At 42.8% G+C, this 17,608-nt stretch carries 14 protein-coding genes; 3 read left to right on the top strand and 11 right to left on the bottom strand.

Going from position 1 to position 17,608, the window contains the following annotated elements; genetic code table 11:
• Positions 1-2: 2 nt before the first annotated feature.
• The 4 genes from hcaB to hcaE are packed head-to-tail and all read right to left on the bottom strand — an operon-like array spanning position 3 to position 3,029.
• Positions 3-818: a 3-phenylpropionate-dihydrodiol/cinnamic acid-dihydrodiol dehydrogenase gene (gene hcaB, locus FTV41_RS07415; protein ID WP_179996353.1), complete on the bottom strand. Its 816-nt coding sequence runs from the start codon at positions 816-818 to the stop codon at positions 3-5.
• Positions 819-820: 2 nt separating this feature from the next.
• Positions 821-1,147: a 3-phenylpropionate/cinnamic acid dioxygenase ferredoxin subunit gene (hcaC, locus tag FTV41_RS07410; protein WP_004976057.1), complete on the bottom strand. Its 327-nt coding sequence runs from the start codon at positions 1,145-1,147 to the stop codon at positions 821-823.
• Positions 1,147-1,665: a 3-phenylpropionate/cinnamic acid dioxygenase subunit beta gene (gene hcaF / locus FTV41_RS07405; RefSeq protein WP_168417521.1), complete on the bottom strand. Its 519-nt coding sequence runs from the start codon at positions 1,663-1,665 to the stop codon at positions 1,147-1,149. Before hcaF ends, hcaC begins: the two co-directional genes overlap by 1 nt.
• Entirely contained in the window at positions 1,662-3,029 is a 1,368-nt protein-coding gene (hcaE, locus tag FTV41_RS07400; protein WP_154321080.1) for a 3-phenylpropionate/cinnamic acid dioxygenase subunit alpha, read from the bottom strand. The genes hcaF and hcaE overlap by 4 nt, the downstream gene beginning before the upstream one ends.
• Positions 3,030-3,310: 281 nt before the next feature.
• Here hcaE and hcaR point away from each other — a divergent pair, with 281 nt between their 5' ends.
• Positions 3,311-4,213 carry a DNA-binding transcriptional regulator HcaR gene (gene hcaR, locus FTV41_RS07395; RefSeq protein ID WP_179996352.1) on the top strand — a complete coding sequence of 301 codons (903 nt, stop codon included), beginning with the start codon at positions 3,311-3,313 and terminating at the stop codon, positions 4,211-4,213.
• A gap of 330 nt (positions 4,214-4,543) precedes the next feature.
• Positions 4,544-5,221, top strand: a complete 678-nt coding sequence (locus tag FTV41_RS07390) for a DUF1345 domain-containing protein (RefSeq protein ID WP_179996351.1) — start codon at positions 4,544-4,546, stop codon at positions 5,219-5,221.
• 65 nt (positions 5,222-5,286) lie between these two features.
• Here FTV41_RS07390 and FTV41_RS07385 read toward each other — a convergent pair whose 3' ends face one another.
• From FTV41_RS07385 to FTV41_RS07355, 7 genes are all read right to left on the bottom strand, one after another.
• Positions 5,287-6,147 (bottom strand): alpha/beta fold hydrolase, encoded by an 861-nt coding sequence (locus FTV41_RS07385; protein ID WP_179996350.1) that lies wholly within the window; start codon positions 6,145-6,147, stop codon positions 5,287-5,289.
• Positions 6,148-6,425: 278 nt separating this feature from the next.
• Complete coding sequence (locus FTV41_RS07380; protein ID WP_178866055.1) at positions 6,426-7,691, bottom strand: OprD family outer membrane porin; 1,266 nt, start codon at positions 7,689-7,691, stop codon at positions 6,426-6,428.
• A gap of 430 nt (positions 7,692-8,121) precedes the next feature.
• Positions 8,122-9,141 (bottom strand): 4-hydroxy-2-oxovalerate aldolase, encoded by a 1,020-nt coding sequence (dmpG, locus tag FTV41_RS07375; protein ID WP_179996349.1) that lies wholly within the window; start codon positions 9,139-9,141, stop codon positions 8,122-8,124.
• A gap of 11 nt (positions 9,142-9,152) precedes the next feature.
• Positions 9,153-10,049, bottom strand: coding sequence for an acetaldehyde dehydrogenase (acetylating) (locus FTV41_RS07370; protein ID WP_178866053.1), 897 nt, complete (start codon positions 10,047-10,049; stop codon positions 9,153-9,155).
• 25 nt (positions 10,050-10,074) lie between these two features.
• Positions 10,075-10,872, bottom strand: a complete 798-nt coding sequence (locus tag FTV41_RS07365) for a 2-keto-4-pentenoate hydratase (protein WP_004976036.1) — start codon at positions 10,870-10,872, stop codon at positions 10,075-10,077.
• Between the two features lie 429 nt (positions 10,873-11,301).
• The gene (locus FTV41_RS07360; RefSeq protein ID WP_154321084.1) at positions 11,302-11,970 is read right to left on the bottom strand and encodes an HAD-IA family hydrolase; all 669 of its coding nucleotides are present in this window, start codon (positions 11,968-11,970) and stop codon (positions 11,302-11,304) included.
• 353 nt (positions 11,971-12,323) lie between these two features.
• The gene (locus FTV41_RS07355) at positions 12,324-13,286 is read right to left on the bottom strand and encodes an RluA family pseudouridine synthase (protein WP_179996348.1); all 963 of its coding nucleotides are present in this window, start codon (positions 13,284-13,286) and stop codon (positions 12,324-12,326) included.
• 760 nt (positions 13,287-14,046) lie between these two features.
• Here FTV41_RS07355 and FTV41_RS07350 point away from each other — a divergent pair.
• On the top strand, positions 14,047-17,478 hold the full coding sequence (locus FTV41_RS07350; protein WP_179996347.1) for an Rne/Rng family ribonuclease: 3,432 nt from the start codon (positions 14,047-14,049) through the stop codon (positions 17,476-17,478).
• Positions 17,479-17,608 lie beyond the last annotated feature (130 nt).

Genomic DNA, 17,608 nt, shown 5'->3' with positions numbered 1-17,608 from the left:
TTTTATTCGTCAAAGAAACCTGCGCGTGGTTGACGTAAACCACGAATACCCAGACCACATTCTGCATTGATCAGAACGCCAGTCAGTGGACGGTTATTTTGACGAGATGCTAAGAGCACATAAGAACCTGTCATATCTTCTGGCTCAGGCAAGAAGTTCAGCGGCATACCGCGTGCAATTTTTTCAGGGTCACGCGCATCAAGTAAGCCAAGGTTTTCCTGCCCCAAAGAGGCTGCTCCCTTAATATTGACATTCATTGCTGATGGCGCAACGGCATTGACACGTACTTTGGGTGCCAACTCATAAGCCAACTCTTTCATGATGCCAACACCTGCATGTTTAGATGCAGTGTAAACAGGGCCACCGCCTGAAGAATACAGCGCAGAATTGGATAAGGTTAAGATGATGGAACCTTCAGATTTCACCAATTCATCTAGTGCCGCTTTTGCACCCAAGATCAATGCCTTGGTGTTAATGCCCATGATTTCATCAAAGGCTTTTTCAAGCTGTTCACCCGAAGTATTGACAATATCTGCATAATGGTCCCAGATCCCTGCATTGCCAATAAAGCAATCCAGTTTTCCAAAACGCTCCACAGTGGCCTGTACAGCACGGACATTGTCTGCATAGTTGGCAACATCACCAGCGATAGCCACAATTTGATCACCAAAACGTTCTTTTAAGGCATCTACTTTAGATTGTGAGCGCTGTAATACGCCCACATGCGCACCTTCATCAAGGAAGCGTTCTACCAAAGCCCAACCCAAACCAGAACCGCCACCTGTAATCAGTGCCACTTCGCCTTTTAGCCAACCCATGCTTACTCTCCTGCCATTTCTACGTATAACGCACCATCTTCAACCACCACAGGGAAGGTTTGAATTGGGTCAGTTGCTGGCAAGCATAAAGCTTGACCAGTTTTTAAACAGAAACGTGCAGAATGTAGTGGACATTCAACCGTGCCATCATCTTCAAGATAACCTTCAGACATAGACGCATTACCGTGTGAACAACGGTCATTCATGGCAAAGAACTCACCACCGTTGTTGAATACTGCTAGTGCTTCGATGCCGTTGACACCGCAGTCCACTTTTAACGCTTCGCCTTCGTCTAATTCGTCAACTTGGCAAACAAAAATCTTATTCATTAGAAGAATACACTCAGGTTGTGTGAGTTATACGTTACTTGGTCAAGCACAATCTTACGGTTGAAAATTTGGAAGCCTAAGCCACCTTCAACACGACGGATTTTGTCATTACGCTTACCACAGTAAATCGTCACGTCTTTCTCTTTTTGAGTACGGTACAGTAAGTAAGTTACGTGTACATCGTATTCACCTTCAACATCTGTTGCTTCAACAATCACGTTGCTAACCATGTGCGTGGTACGTGATGGAGGCTCTTCTGCCCACGCCATACCCGTTTCTAAACGTGCTACACGGCGCTCAAGCAAGTGTTTGTTGTCGTTGAACACCCAAGTGGTTGGTGGCTCAACTGAACGACGACGGTCACGGGTTTGCGCATTTGGTGTAGTACGCAAGGTATAAGAAATATCTTCTGCCATGAGGTCTAACCACTCACGGAATTTCCAGTCGTCCAGCAACTTTGCTTCGCGATACAAGAATTGGCTAACTTCGTGTTGAAGTTCTAAACTGATTTGACTCATTTCACTAGCTCCTTCTCGTATTCGTCAGCTGCTTTTTCAACATCTTCCCATTTTTCATGGATCAGCAAATCTGCCCAACGGCGGTACATACCACGTGCTGCAGTTTCAGAGAAAATGTAGTTGGTAATACCCGGAATACCATCTTCACGGATTTTTTCGTTACCTTTACCCATCTCAACAATCAGTTTGTTTTGACGCGCTTTGTAACCACGTAATACTTTTTGAATTTCAATCCAGTTTTCAGAGTCGTCTTGCTCTAAGAAACCTGCAGGACCAAATGCACGTGTTGCAGAACGCTCAAAAGCATCTTTCACTTCTTGAGAAGCTTCAGCATCAGCAATACAGAATGCCCATACTTCAGTTTTGTTCGGGCCACGTGGGTGCCATACGCGAAGAGTTGCTGTACCGTTCAACCAAGACAAGGTTGGGAACATAGTGTTGTGACCAGCCAAACGTAAGGCACGAACTTCACCTAAACGCTCTTTAACTTCGTCATACGTTTCACGGAAATAGTTAGCAACTTCGCCATCTACCCATACGTTTGCATCTGGTTTTTCTGTAAAGAAGAAACCTGAACCGTGACCACGTGAACCGTATTGAAGTGCGTCTTTCGCAGTTTCCCAAACAGGACGAGCGGTTTGTGCAGCACCCAATTGTTTACTGCTGTCATCATCTGGTTTTGCACCCAAAACCTGAATGGCAGATGCGTGAGAGAACAATGCGTGGTATTGGTCAGAGGCAAACTGTTCTGCAGCAAATTTCCAATTACAGTCAATTTCCCACTTGTGTACACCACCAATAATTTCTGTACCACCCGGACGACGATCCACTACGCCATCTAAGTACCAAGCGATATCACCCATGTATTCTTCTAGGTCAGGAGTCGTTTCATCCCAACAACCGAATACCAAGCCTTTGTAAGACTTCACACGGTTCACTTCCACCAAGCCCCATTGCTCTTTACAAGCACCTTGAGGATAAGCACGTTCTTCTAATGGAATATCTTTGAGTGAACCATCAATACCGTAAGACCAGCCGTGGTATGGGCAAGTAAATGCACGCGTATTACCACAGTCTGCGAAGCTCACACGCATTGAGCGGTGACGGCACTGGTTTAAAAATGCTTTGATTGAACCGTCTTTTTGACGTGCCACAATAATTGGATCTTCACCCATGTAGGTGTTGAAAAAGTCGCCAGCTTTAGGAATTTGGCTTTCATGACACAGGAACAACCACGTACGGCCGAACACGCGTTCAAGTTCTAATTCGTAGATATCTGGATCTGTATAAATAGATGGAGTGATACGTCCATTTTGTGCATCGACCAAAGCGTCGATTTCGCGCACATCAATTTTTCCACTCATGAAAAGCTCTCCTGTGACCAACAACGGCACAAAGTAAATAGACTCAACTTTTGATGGATAATGATTTTTTAGGGACGTTTAGTGAAATATTTTTTTTGTTTCAATTAATAGATTTTATAGATTAATAAAACTTTATATTATGCGATTAAAACATTACACAATGATAAAACCCTATTTATTTCCTAAATGACACAATAATTTTCATCTGATGGTTGTTTATAGATTATACTTTTATTAATCTATAGTAAGACATATTTTGAATTAATCTTTGGAATGGCTGTATGGAATTACGTCACCTTCGCTACTTCATTACCGTGGCTGAAGAACTCAACTTCAGTAAAGCGGCACTTAAGCTTTATACGGCTCAACCTTCGCTGAGTCAGCAAATTAAAGACTTAGAAGAAGATGTTGGCGTTAAACTGTTAAACCGTACCAAACGCAAGGTTGAACTGACCGAAGAAGGCGCTGTATTTTTGGAACAGGCTCGCCTGACCCTTGCCCAAGCCGACAAAGCCGTTGCCATGGCACGTCAGGTTTCACAAGCCAAACAGCAAATGCTGCGTATTGGCTTTGTACCTGTGGCGGAAATGAAAATTTTCCCCTTTGTTTTACCAAACTTACGGGTACAAAATCCAGATTTGAAAATTGAATTGCTCAGCTTGAACAATACCGAGCAAATGAAGATGATCAAAAAAGGTGAACTCGATATCACCTTTACCCGTCACAATATCAACAGTGATGAAATTGAAAGCCAGTTTGTACTGCGTGAACCACTGATTTTTATTTTGCCTAAAGATCATCCATTAGCAAAATATGAGCGTATTCCTGTTAAAGCTTTAAATGGCGTAGATTTTATTATTCCTGCGGCAGAAGCGTCTTATACCTTGCACCATTTGATTGTCGATTTTGCCAAACAGCACAACATTGAACTAAACATTGTGCAAAAAGCTGACAACATTTTATTTAATATCAACTCGATTGGTATGGGCTTGGGCTGCACCATTTTACCGGGCTATGTTGCCCCCCTCACCATGGAAAATACCGTCATCCGCCCACTTGATGTAGAACTTCCGTATTTAGATTTGTACGTCAGCTACGGCAAAAACAGCCATTCCGCTGCGGTACAGAAATTTATGGAACTGCTCACACGTGTGTTCTATTTGGACATCAACCGCGAACAATAATTCTAAAACCACTCGCGTTTTTCAACCTTTCAAAAGTGCTTGCTGCTTGATGTAGTAAGCACTTTTTTGTGCATCCTAAATGCTAAAACAAAGCTTTAGACTTAAGTCTAAACTTATTTTTTTAATCTTTTTCTGAACTACTGCTCATTCTTACACTCAAACATTCGCATTTTTGCAGTCTGCTTTTTCCTCGCTTCGCTACCACATTTCCTGCAAATTACAACTTAAGTCTAATAAGTTAAAATAGGCACCCCATCGCTATTTTCTAAAATTAAGCCGATGATAACAGGCAGTAACACCTTTAGATTGCACATCCAGAAAGGATCAAGAATGATAAAAACACCCTTCAGCAGAATGAAAACAGGGATTCAATATCGTCCTTATTTTTTTATCAGTTTTGTGATTACCATTGTGCTTTATGCTATTTTTCAGACCCTCACTGCATGGTCATGGTCAAGCTGTTTATTGATTAGCTGGAATATCGCGATTTCCTGCTATTTGGTTTTAACCATGCGCAGTTTGTGGCACAGCGATCATGCACATATTTTACAACGTGCCCAACAACAAGATGCCAGCAAATGGCTGATTTTATTCTTGGTATTTCTAACCTTAGTGATGTGCTTTATTGCGATCATTGTCGAGGTGAATTTATTTGCACAAAGTGAGTTTGTGCGCATGGGACATTTTATTTTATCCATTACCACTATTTTATGTGCTTGGTCTTTTATGCACACCATTTTTGCGATTCACTATGCGCATGACTATTATTTGGCACTGCAACAGCAGCAAGAAGGTGGTTTGGATTTTCCCAAGACGTCGCATCCAACCTATCCTGACTTTTTATATTTCAGCTATGTGATTGGTACATCTGCACAAACCGCCGATGTCTCGATTAGCTCACAACCCATGCGGGTACTGAACACGCTACATATTATTTTGGCTTATAGCTTTAATACCACTATTTTGGCAATTTGCATTAACTTGGTCGCGAGCTTTATTCAGCACTAAATTGGGTACATAAAACATCCATAAAAAAGGATGGCAAATTGCCATCCTTTTTTACCTCACTGCGCTTAATTTACGCCACGTGCAGTTAAGTAGTTTTTAATCACAGTGTTAAATTCTTCCGCTTTTTCAACCTGTGACCAGTGACCACATTGGCTGAAAATGTGTGCATCGGCATGTGGCACAATATTTAAAATATCCCATGTACGCGATACTGGAATCACCACATCTTGTGTACCGTGAATCAGTAAAACAGGTACTGTGATGTCTTTCATTTTGTCAAAATCGAGTGGGAACTCAAAACGGTCACGGTCACGTGCGCCAACCACATCCATTAAACGGTCTGACGCATAGTCATTTTTTGCAGAAGCAAAACGAACCTTAACCAACTCATCTGTAATCAGGTCTTTGTTCACTACAAACATCGACAATGTTTTTTTGATGCCTTCTTCAGTCAATACAGGATTTGCATGCGCTTTGAGGGCTGCAGTCTGTTTTGCACCGCCTGTACCCATAGACACAATACCAAGTACACGCTCTGGGTAATCCAATGCCAACTGGAATGCCAACCAGCCACCCAACGAGTTACCCACCAACCAAGTTTTTTCAATGCCCAATGCATCTAAAGTACGTACAGCATGATCTACCCATGCACGGATGCCATATTGTGTGCCCGGTGCAACCACAGTTTGACCATAGCCGATGGTATCAATGGCGATACAACGTGCTTGCTCACCAATTTGTGGCAAGTTTAACCACCAGTTTGCAGCAGCTGATACGCCTGTACCTGAACCGTGTAAAAATAGAATAGGTGTACCTTCACCCACTTCATGATAATGCGTTAATTCGCCTTCTGCTGTTTCAATCCATTTATCTTCTAAGCCAAAGAATGGATCTGTTGTATAGTCAGGGATTTGAACAGTGCTCATATATACTCCTCGTACAGTCTTTAGCTTGCGTTTAGCTCTAAAAAATAGAATTTGACGTCAAGTGGACTCATTCAACATTACGTATTTACTGGCTTATATTACCTGTTCATGCCGCATGAACTGATACAAATTTACGATCACAACCCACAAAAAAACGATTAAACAACTCTATGAAATTTATAAATTTAATAAAATTAAAGTCATAATTTTTATAAGGTATTTAGTGCGTAAATATTAAAAAAAGAGCGACTATATAAAGTCGCTCTTTTGTACAAATTTTAAAATTTATAGGTGTAAGTGGTGGCGACACGGTACTCTTGTAAATCAGATTTGTAATCAAAATCTGCATCAATATACATTGCCTGAACACCTAAACCTTTCAATTTACCTTCTGGTACGGTGTAATTGACAATCAAGTTCAACTCTTCTGAGTCTTGGTCTTTTTTCGCAGCATACGTCGCATCTTTACCTAACATGTACATAGCTGTTGCGTTTAAGCCTTTTGCACCCAATTCAGCAAAATCATAGCCATAAGTGAAGCCCCATGATTTTTCATCAGGGTTGGTAAAGGTTGCAACACCCCAGTTCACTAAATAAGGCTGTGGCACCCAACCACCCAATGTTGGAAAGTTGGTTTCGCCAAACATTTGCTGATAGCCAACACCAAAAGTATGCGCACCATGATTCACCTTTGCACCTACCGAAAGTGCTTGGTTATCAATTTCACCATATAATTGATCACCCGATTCGGCGTTATCAAAGTAGCGTACATGGCTAGTGAGTTTGGTCTTTTCAGCCAATTGGCGGTTATAACTCAAACCTACATAATGTTGTTGGTAAATATCTTGCACATCTGCATACCAATAACTTGCACCCAACTCTTTTGTGAATTGGTGATCTACTCCCGCAATCCACATACCATCAGAAGTTGGACCAAGATCAAAATGTCCTTTTGAAGCATCTGGCAAGGTTTTACCTGGTGCGAATAAAGTCAGATCACGGAACTGATTGTCATAACGGTTGTTAATTTTATCAATATAAGCAACGGATAGTTTAGTATTCTGAATATCTTTAGATTCTAACCATGCACCACTATAAGTGGTCAGCAATTGACGTGATGGATCAAAGACCAAAACTGGAGATACAGGTAACAACTCCCCCACTTTAAGCTCAGTTTCAGATACTTTCGCTTTGAGCGTTGCTCCCACTTTCCCAAAGTGATCTTTTGATTCTTTACCGTTATGTGGCAACACCCAGTCTGGGTTTTTATCGCGCCCTTTGAGTTTCACTGCATGCTGAACAAGAAGATCGGCTCCAACCTTAATTCCACCTAAATCGTGATAACCTGATTTAGCATCTAAAGTGACAGCTTGTGACCACGAACCCCAATTACCCGCAGGGTTGTCCTTAATTTGACGATCTAAATAAAAATTCTTAAATTTAAGCTGAACATTGCTGTCGTCAATAAAATCTGCCTGAGTGGCAGATGTCCCTAAAGTTGCTGTCGCAGCAAAAAGTGCTATCCATAAATTGTGACGATGCATGAGTTTTTCCTATTCATCCAATAAGCGAATTAGCGCATCATGCAAAACTCTGTAATTGAAAAAAATCCGACCACAGTATTAGGGTTTTCAGCAGATTTTAGCCTTTCTTTACATTATGATTTTTTTTAAATATTTTTAATTCTTTTTAACGATAAAACATTTGGCAATGAATCCTCACCAAATGACTTTCTCACTGAATTCACAGCACAATTTGACCTAAAAAGGGTCATTATTTTTTGTAATATACTACTGAGTAATCTTTTTTAGATGTAAGTCAAAGTGTTAGCGTTATTTTCTATAAACAACACTTATAAGAAAATCATTTTAATCTACCACTAAATTCTGCATAAATTTGTCTATTTTTCGCCATAAAAAAAGCACTCCAAATACATTTGGAGTGCTTCATTCAAGCTGGCTTTAAAACTAAAACTTAGGCTTGCATTTCACGTGCTTTAGACATAGTCAAAGCCAAGTCTTCAATCATATCTTCCTGACCGCCCACCGTACCGCGACGACCAAGCTCAAGTAGAATTTCACGCGCAGATACACCATATTTTGCTTCGGCACGTTTTGCGAACAATAGGAACGATGAGTAAACACCTGCATAACCTAAAGTTGCTGCATCACGGTCTGCACGAATTGGATGCGTCATCATTGGAATGATCAAGTCTTCAGCAATATCTTGTACTTTAAACAAGTCTACACCTGTTTCCATTTGCATACGGTTTGCAACCGCTACAAACAATTCAAGTGGTGTATTACCTGCGCCTGCACCTAAACCAGCAGAAGCCAAGTCAACACGGGTTGCACCTGCGGTCACAGCCGATACAGAGTTCGCAACGCCCATGCCCAAGTTATGGTGACCATGGAAACCAATTTCGATGTCTGAGCCGAGGTTGGCACGTAAAATACCTACGCGATCAGTCACATCTTGAGGCAACATATAGCCTGCAGAATCTGTTACATAGATACAGTTTGCACCGTAAGACACCATTTTTTGTGCTTCTTCGAGCAATTTTTCAGGAGAAGCCATGTGCGCCATCATCAAGAAGCCCACAGTATCCATACCCAGTTTACGTGCTGCAGTAATGTGCTGTTCAGAAACGTCTGCTTCAGTCGAATGTGTCGCCACACGAATGGTTGCCACACCTACATCATGCGCCATTTTCAGATGATCAACTGTTCCAATACCTGGCAATAACAGTGCAGAAACTTTTGCCTGTTTCAGGTTTGGAATCACTGCTTTCAGATATTCTTCATCAGTAGCTGCTGCAAAACCATAGTTCACAGAGTTACCACCTAAGCCATCACCGTGTGTGACTTCAATTAAAGGAACACCTGCATCATCCAACGCAGTGGCAATTGCAACCATTTGCTCTGGTGTGGTTTGATGGCGCATTGGGTGCATACCATCACGTAAAGTCATATCATTAATAATAATCTTAGACATTTTGGTATTCCTTAAGCTTCAGCAGTTTTGAAAACGTGTTCTGCAAACATTTCTGCAGTACGTGCAGCCGCTGCAGTCATAATGTCTAGGTTACCTGCATATTTAGGCAAGTAATCACCCAAACCTTCAACTTCCAAGAAAATTGAAACACGGTTGCCATCAAAAACAGGACCGTTTACAAGTTTGTAACCCGGTACATATTTTTGCACTTCTTTAATCATGGCATGCACAGATTCTGTAATTGCTGCCTGATCTGGCTCACCTTCCACCAAGCAGTGAACGGTATCACGCATCATTAATGGTGGCTCAGCTGGGTTAATGATGATGATGGCTTTACCTTGTTTTGCACCGCCAACTTCTTCAATCGCGCCTGCAGTTGTACGGGTAAATTCATCAATGTTTTTACGTGTACCCGGCCCCACAGATTTAGTCGATACCGTTGCAATAATTTCACCGTATTCCACAGGTTGAACACGAGAAACTGCAGCCACCATAGGAATTGTTGCCTGACCACCACAAGTCACCATGTTGACGTTTGGCACTTCGCCCGCTTGTAGCAACGCTTCAAGGTTCACTGGTGGTACGCAGAATGGGCCAATTGCTGCAGGCGTTAAGTCAATCATCAACACGCCAAGCTCATTCAGTTTGCGGCTATTTTCTGCATGCACATAAGCAGAAGTTGCATCAAAAGCAATTTTAATGTCATCTTCAAGTACGTGAGGAAGAAGACCATCTACACCGTCACTTGTGGTTTTTAAACCCATTTTTGCCGCACGAGCTAGACCTTCAGAGGTTGGGTCAATTCCCACCATCCACACAGGCTCTAACCATTCACTGCGTTGTAATTTATAAAGCAAATCTGTACCAATATTACCTGGACCGATCATTGCACATTTAATCTTTTTCATGCATGTACTCTCTTAGAATCTCGATTTATTCCGCAGCAAACGCAGCTGTCACTGAACCAAAGCCTTCAATTTCGACTTTAAATTCTTCACCTGGCTGTGCAACAACCATAGGACCTAAAGCACCAGTTAAGATGATGTCGCCTTTTAACAATGGACGACCACGGCGCACCATTTCATCGGCTAACCACACGGCAGCGTTTAATGGATTTGCTAAACAAGCTTTACCCACGCCTTGAGAAACTACTTCTTCACCACGGGTCATCACCATTTTGCAGTTCACCAAATCCAGATTTTCTAGCTTGACTGGTTTTGAACCTAGAACGAATGCAGCAGAAGATGCGTTATCGGCCACGGTATCAATCAAACTAATTTTCCAGTTTTCAATACGGCTATCGACCACTTCAATGGCAGGCAAGGCATATTCAGTCGCGCTGATAATATCCGCATACGTGTGTTTTTCTTTGGTTAGATCTTGGTTAATCACCAATGCAATTTCTGCTTCTACTTTTGGCTGAATCAGCAAACCTGCAGGAATCGCTTCACCATCACCATAAGCCATATCGGCAAACAACATGCCAAAGTCAGGCTGATCTACACCCAGTTGTGCTTGAACCACTTTAGAGGTCAAACCAATTTTACGCCCCACCAAACGACGACCTTCTTTTAAGGCACGTTCGGTATTCACTTCTTGAACGGCATAGGCAATATCTACGTCAGCACTTTCACCACCAAGTTCTGGGCGGATTGGCGCAATCGCAGTTTGAGAGAGTTCGGCAGTACGTAATGCTTGCGCAACTGATTCAACAACAGCAGAATTCGACATCAATGTTTCCTTAAACTGCAAAAATTGGGCATATACCCCGAGATGTTGGAAAGGTAATAATAGAAAATAGGGATGATGACCCCGATCTTGTCCATTCTCAGGACAAGCTATCCAGCTCAGAGGTATGTAAACTGATTAAGAATCGGAAAAATGGCGGGTTTATGCCAATACTTATTTTCTTTTTTTCAATAGCTATTAGCTATTAATCTATTTTTATAAAAAGCAAGCAAAACAGTTGTCTGTAGGCTATGACATTATTTTCCGAGTCATTGACTCGGCAATTCGCAGCAATCTTAAAATGTCTTAATCCTAACTTTAGACTAAAAGCTAAGCCTTTTTATGACGCTCCCAAAAGTACATAAAAAAAGAGCAACCTGAAATTTTTCAAGTTACTCTAATTTCAAATTCATCTAAATTGTTTTACTGGGTTTAACTCGCCTGACGTAAACGATATTGCTGCACTAAAAAATCATGCAAACTCGGCACATCATCTGCAATGGTTAAAGGCTGATAACGCTGCAACACCTCTACACTATGCACGCCATAACTCACGCCTACACGCGGCATAGCAATATTTTGTGCCATTTCTAAATCGTAAGAAGTGTCACCCACCATAATCGCTTGCCCGACCTGCACATCGGTACTGCTCAAAATTTCCTGCAGCATTAAAGGATCAGGTTTAGATTTGGTTTCACTTGCAGCACGTGTCGCCACAAACAAATCCTGACTTTGGGTTTGCGCCAACACTCGGTCTAAACCTTTACGGCTTTTGCCTGTTGCCACTGCCAATTTCAGTCCCAAACCTGACAACTCATCGAGCATATCTGCCACACCCTCAAACCAAGCATCGGTTTTTGAGTGTTCGACATAGTGTTCTGAATAGCACTGCAAAATCGCTTGATGCAGCTCTGGCACTTCAGGAAATAAACGCTGTGCCACTTCAGGCAAACCCAAACCAATAATACTTTTAGCCGCAGCATCGGTCAGGGGTTGCTGAAATTGTTGTGCTGCGAACTGCAAACTCGCCACAATTTGACCGACGGAATTAAATAAGGTGCCATCCCAATCAAAAATGATGAGTTCTACAGGTTTGTTCATATTAGATTCCTAGATTTGATTCGGCTTTTAAATTCCCTCGCTTTACCTTAACTCAAAAGGATAAACGACCAAGAATCAGCACATATATCACAACAAATATTCGATACGCGAAGGGCGACATGGATGTCGCCGTTTCGCTGTGGCACAGAGATGTTCCATCAGCGAAACAAAAGTTTTTTGTTACTTTTCATCTTTGAAAAGTAAGGCATAGCCTATACACCAAAAATTTAAATTAAAAACTTTAAAATGTGGCAGTGAATTACCCCTGAAAACCTCATCTCCTTTTTGCGAAACAATGTTCCTCATCTTTAAAAAGAAGCAAGCTGGTATCGCACAACAGAGAGTTACAAAAATTAAAACTCAGGTGGCGCCGTCGGCTTATCCGCCTTTTGCGCTCTCAACTGCGCCACCAAACTCTGCATATCTTCAGGTAAAGGCGCTTCAATCACAGGATAGCCTGGAATTTCCAAACGCATGGCATGTAAGCACAAACGACGTGGCGCAGGACCCCGATATTCAGTTTGATGACCATATTTATCATCACCCACCAACGGATGCCCAATGCTTAAACCATGCACACGAATTTGATGGGTACGTCCTGACAACGGCGAAGCATATACCAAGCTTGCATGCATAAAACGCTCAGCCACATTCCACTGGGTTTTAGACTCTTTACCTTCTTTAGATACACGTACACGACGTTCGCCATTCGCCAATTCATAACGATGCAACGGCGCATCAATCAATTGTTGATCCAAACTCACCTGCCCTTTGACAATCGCAGCATAAGTTTTTTGAATTTTATGTTCGCGCAATAAGTCCTGCAGCGTTTTTAAGGTGCTACGCTTTTTAGATACCATCACCAAACCTGAAGTATCACGGTCAATACGGTGAATCAGCTCCAAATATTTTTTACCTGTGGCAGCACGTAAACCCTCAATCAAACCATAAGCGACACCACTACCGCCATGCACTGCAATGCCCGAAGGCTTATTCACCACCATCAAGCCTTCATCTTCATAAATCACACGGCTTAATAAGCTTTGTGCGACCTTATCTGAAATAGGTGCAGCACTGTCGTCTTTTTGTTCATAGCGAATAGGCGCTACACGAATTTGATCGCCAATATTGAGTTTGGTTTCTGCTTTAATACGCTTTTTATTGACCCGTACCTGCCCTTCGCGAATCAAACGATAGATGCGACTTTTAGGCACCCCTTTTAAACGACTAAACAAAAAATTATCGATGCGTTGACCCGCTTGATGCTCATCCACTTCAAACCAAGTGACACTTTGCCATTGTTGGGTAGAATTCATACAGTTAAGTGACCTAATAAAATACTAAAATTGATTAAAAACTGATCATTTAGGCTATGCTTTACACAAGAAACATAAGCTTAGCCCATAGGCAGATGATGCAAGGTTTGATATAGTCAGCGCACGGAAACCATCGTTAGTGGGTTAAGGTTGAATCTATTCAGAATTTTCTGAAACAACACTCAACTGAATACCTCACCATATACGAGCAGGTCCCAAAAGAATTATGCCGACGCCGAAGGCTTATTATATCGGCAAAAAAGCAAACTGTTGCGTTTAATTGTACCTCAGGTACATAAATCAGTTTGTCTGAAAAAATATGTCGCCAACTTTGTTGGTTTTTAAACGTAAACTGATACACATCAGATTAGTCGCACCCTGAAGTCGCATTCAGGCTAAAGCGTTTGATGTATTGGATCTGCACAATTTGTAAAGATACGACGATAATTCCGTATCAAGACACTCTATCTATGAAAGAAGAGATGATCTTCGAGCAATGTGACAGTGAAAGTTACACACATCCAATACACCGCTCGTCCGCCAGTGAAGCGATCAGGTGACTTTATCCGTTTAAAGGTTAAAGCCGTATTGCCATCATCAATACGTGAATCATACACCGCAGCCCCACACAAAAAGGCCGGTAAAAAAAACTCAGACCACAATTAGTTTTTTTGAGATCTGAGCAGTTGATCCGTGATGCTTGATGTTCGCTACGTGTCTAGCGATTTTTTGCTGTGTATCACTATTAGGTGTTACACCCATGAAACGTATGTTGATTAATGCAACACATGCCGAAGAAATTCGCGTTGCACTTGTCACTGGTCAGCGTCTTTACGATTTTGATTTAGAAAATCGTACCCGTGAACAAAAAAAATCGAATATCTACAAAGGTCATGTGACCCGTGTAGAACCTTCTTTAGAAGCCGTATTTGTTGAATACGGTGCAGGTCGCCAAGGCTTCCTGTCTATGCGTGAAATCGCAAACTCTTACTACAAAGCCGATCCTCGCCAAACTTCAAATATCCGCGAACTGATTACTGAAGGTACTGAGCTTTTGGTTCAGGTAGAAAAAGAAGAACGTGGCAACAAAGGTGCTGCGCTATCCACCTTCATTTCTTTGGCAGGTCGTTATTTAGTACTTATGCCAAACAACCCGAAAGGTGGCGGTATCAGTCGTCAAATTTCGGGTTCAGTCCGTGAAGAACTGAAAGAGATGTTAGCTTCACTGAACATTCCTCGTGGCATGAGCGTGATTGTGCGTACTGCGGGTATTGGTCGTTCTCAAGAAGAATTGCAGCTTGACCTTCAACACTTAATGGACCTTTGGGCACAAATTCAAAGCACTGCAAGTTCAGGCCCATCACCAATGCTAGTACACCAAGAAGCAGGTGTCGTCACACGTGCCATTCGTGACTATTTGCGTGATGATGTTGCAGAAATTTTAATTGACTCAGAACAAGCCTATAACGAAGCTTATAACTTTGTGAAAGCGGTTATGCCACGTCAGTTAGACAAGCTAAAAACTTACACTTTAAATGAACCACTGTTTGCACATTTTGGTATTGAAAGCCAAATTCAAACTGCGTATGAGCGTGAAGTAAAACTGCCTTCAGGCGGTTCAATTGTCATTGACCAAACTGAAGCATTGGTTTCAATTGACATCAACTCAGCAAAATCGACCCGTGGTCAAGACGTTGAAGATACAGCGTTAAATACCAACCTTGAAGCTGCTGAAGAAATTGCACGCCAATTGCGTTTACGTGATATTGGTGGTTTGGTTGTTATCGATTTCATCGACATGACCAAAGACCGTAACCAACGCATGGTTGAAGCCAAACTCCGTGAAGCCACTCAAAGTGACCGCGCACGTATCCAGTTTGGTCAATTATCACGTTTTGGTTTAATGGAAATGAGCCGTCAGCGCTTACGTCCATCACTTGAAGAAGCGACTGGTTACGTTTGCCCACGCTGTCACGGTACAGGCATGGTACGTGACCTACGCTCTCTTTCACTTTCAATTATGCGTAAAGTGGAAGAAATTGCCCTGCGTGAACGTCATGGTGAAGTTCAAGTCGAAGTACCTGTTGAAATTGCAGCATTCTTACTGAATGAAAAACGTCACAGTCTGGTTTACCTTGAGCAAACTTCAAATGTGCGTGTGACTGTATTACCTCACCCACACTTAGAAACCCCGCATTACGAAATTTCGTATAATCCTGAAGGCTTTGCACCAACCAGCTATGAACGTACTGAAGCAACTCGTTCAAGCGAAAAAGAGTTGGGTTATGAATCTTCTGAATGGCATTTAGAAGAAGCCGATCAATCGCACAGCCACGCTGCTGCACCTGCGGCAGAAAAAACTTCTGCAAGAAAACCACAAGCAGCACAGCAAAATAAAGCATCTGCACAACAGCAGCTTGCACCTGCGGCAGCCACAACAGCTGCAAGCCCATGTGCATGGTTAGAAAACCTGTTTGTTCAAAAGCAAGCCAGCACCATTGATCAAGCACGTAGTGCCAACAATGCGGCAGCAGCCATTGAGCAAATGGTAAATAGCGGTGCCGTGAGCCGTGGTCAGTTTGGTCAAATTGCAACTGCATCTACTGCCCCTGCTGCAAGCAGTCAAAATGTATACCTTACACCATCGACAGTGGCACAAAAAACTGAACGTGACTCTGCAGAGAAATCTGCTGAACGTGAAGACAAACCGGCTCCTCGTCACAACAACAAAAAGCCGCGTCATAGCAACAACAATAACAACAAGCACAAAGAGCAACGTGAGCCACAAACTCAGCACGACAATCAACAACATCAAGTGCATGAAGAAGTGGTTCAGATGTCGCGTCAGGAGCAACGTCAGGAAGCGCGTGAAAACAAACGCAATTCTCGTCGTCAGCACAGCAATGACCAAGCACCGCAGCAGCAAGAAGCTCAAAATAACAATGAGCAGCAAAATGCCGTGCCACGTCGTGACCGTCGTAACCAGCCTCGTCCAGAACGCCCAAATCGTCACCGCGACCCAAGCGTATTGAATGAGCAAGCACCTACCGCAGTGGCTTCTAATCAGCCAAAAGTGGACTTAATTGATGCACCGCGTCAAGAGTTCAACACGACGGCTTTGGTGGTGAATGTCGATCAGGCTCAAACTGAAATTGTGGCATTGAATGCTGCGCCATTAGCGGCTGAACCAGTCACAGCAGTAGAAGCAACTGTGCCTGAAACGGTTACTGAACCAACTCAAGCTGTTGCTGCGGTAGAAGCTGCTCCAGTTGTTGCAGAAGAAACAGCTGCACCTGCGGAAGTACAAGCACAACCGACTGCGCCTGCAAAACGTGCCAGCAACGATCCGCGTCAGCGTCGTCGTCAGCAACGTGAAGGTCAAGCGCAGCAAGTAACTGCACCAAAGTTAACACCTTCACAGGTGCCAACTTTAGCGCAATACAGCATTGGTAGCCTGATTCGCCACGTATATGGCGAAGATTGTTCAGTTCTGATTGAACAGTTTGGTTTAATTCCAACGTTCAATCGTGCTTTGCAGAAGTTCACTGACGAGTATGCTGCAAGCCTTGTTAGCACTGCGCCTGTGGCAGAGAAAAAACCTGTCACTCGTGATGTGGAAGTTGCCAAAGCTGCTCCTGAAGCTGAGCCTGCACCTGTGTTAGACCTAACACCACCAAAACCAGTGTCAGATAAGCGTGTTGCCAACGATCCGCGTGAGCGTCGTCGTTTAGCCAAACAAGCTGCTGAGCAAGCATTGGAACAAGCCAAGCAAGCACAGGCAGTAGAAAAAGCTGAAGCGGAAAGCACACCTGCAGCAGAGCCAACGACTGAAGTTGTGGCAGCTACAGAAGGATCTGTAGAAGCAAGTTCTACGGTAGAAACGTCTGCAACAGTAAGCACTGAAGTCGAAGCAACTACAGAAGTAAACCCTGAAGCAGTGGCTACAACTGAAGCTACTCAGCCTGAGTTGAACGCGCAAGACGACCTTGCACAAGCTGTCACTGAAACTGCAGCAGCGCAAGAAGAAACTGCCGTTGAAGTGGTCGCACCTGTACAAGCGGAATTGGCTGTAGACGACCCAGTCGAAACTGCTGAATCTGAACAGGACAAAGCAGAGAAAGAGAAAACTGCGCGTCCGCGTCGTCCACGTGGCCGTCCACCTAAAAAAGTAACTCCGCCAACTGAGTCGTAATTCGCACTTTTGCAGCGGAATAAAAAAATCCAGTCATTTTAATGGCTGGATTTTTTTTGCTACTTTAGAGCCAACGCGGTGCTGACTTAAATTTAAGCGAGCTAATTTGAACTTAGGTGTTTTTGATTTT

Origin of the sequence: Acinetobacter sp. YH16051, assembly GCF_013417135.1 — a bacterium.
GTDB classification, from domain to species: domain Bacteria; phylum Pseudomonadota; class Gammaproteobacteria; order Pseudomonadales; family Moraxellaceae; genus Acinetobacter; species Acinetobacter towneri.
The sequence above is the reverse complement of the archived record's forward strand: the minus strand, read 5'-3'. Positions and strand labels throughout refer to the sequence as shown.

Coding starts and splice junctions, on each gene's coding strand:
- hcaB (WP_179996353.1), bottom strand. CDS start 818: ATGGGTTGGCTAAAAGGCGAAGTGGCACTGATTACAGGTGGCGGTTCT.
- hcaC (WP_004976057.1), bottom strand. CDS start 1,147: ATGAATAAGATTTTTGTTTGCCAAGTTGACGAATTAGACGAAGGCGAA.
- FTV41_RS07385 (WP_179996350.1), bottom strand. CDS start 6,147: ATGAGCACTGTTCAAATCCCTGACTATACAACAGATCCATTCTTTGGC.
- hcaR (WP_179996352.1), top strand. CDS start 3,311: ATGGAATTACGTCACCTTCGCTACTTCATTACCGTGGCTGAAGAACTC.
- FTV41_RS07350 (WP_179996347.1), top strand. CDS start 14,047: ATGAAACGTATGTTGATTAATGCAACACATGCCGAAGAAATTCGCGTT.
- hcaE (WP_154321080.1), bottom strand. CDS start 3,029: ATGAGTGGAAAAATTGATGTGCGCGAAATCGACGCTTTGGTCGATGCA.
- dmpG (WP_179996349.1), bottom strand. CDS start 9,141: ATGTCTAAGATTATTATTAATGATATGACTTTACGTGATGGTATGCAC.
- FTV41_RS07365 (WP_004976036.1), bottom strand. CDS start 10,872: ATGTCGAATTCTGCTGTTGTTGAATCAGTTGCGCAAGCATTACGTACT.
- FTV41_RS07370 (WP_178866053.1), bottom strand. CDS start 10,049: ATGAAAAAGATTAAATGTGCAATGATCGGTCCAGGTAATATTGGTACA.
- FTV41_RS07390 (WP_179996351.1), top strand. CDS start 4,544: ATGATAAAAACACCCTTCAGCAGAATGAAAACAGGGATTCAATATCGT.
- hcaF (WP_168417521.1), bottom strand. CDS start 1,665: ATGAGTCAAATCAGTTTAGAACTTCAACACGAAGTTAGCCAATTCTTG.
- FTV41_RS07360 (WP_154321084.1), bottom strand. CDS start 11,970: ATGAACAAACCTGTAGAACTCATCATTTTTGATTGGGATGGCACCTTA.
- FTV41_RS07380 (WP_178866055.1), bottom strand. CDS start 7,691: ATGCATCGTCACAATTTATGGATAGCACTTTTTGCTGCGACAGCAACT.
- FTV41_RS07355 (WP_179996348.1), bottom strand. CDS start 13,286: ATGAATTCTACCCAACAATGGCAAAGTGTCACTTGGTTTGAAGTGGAT.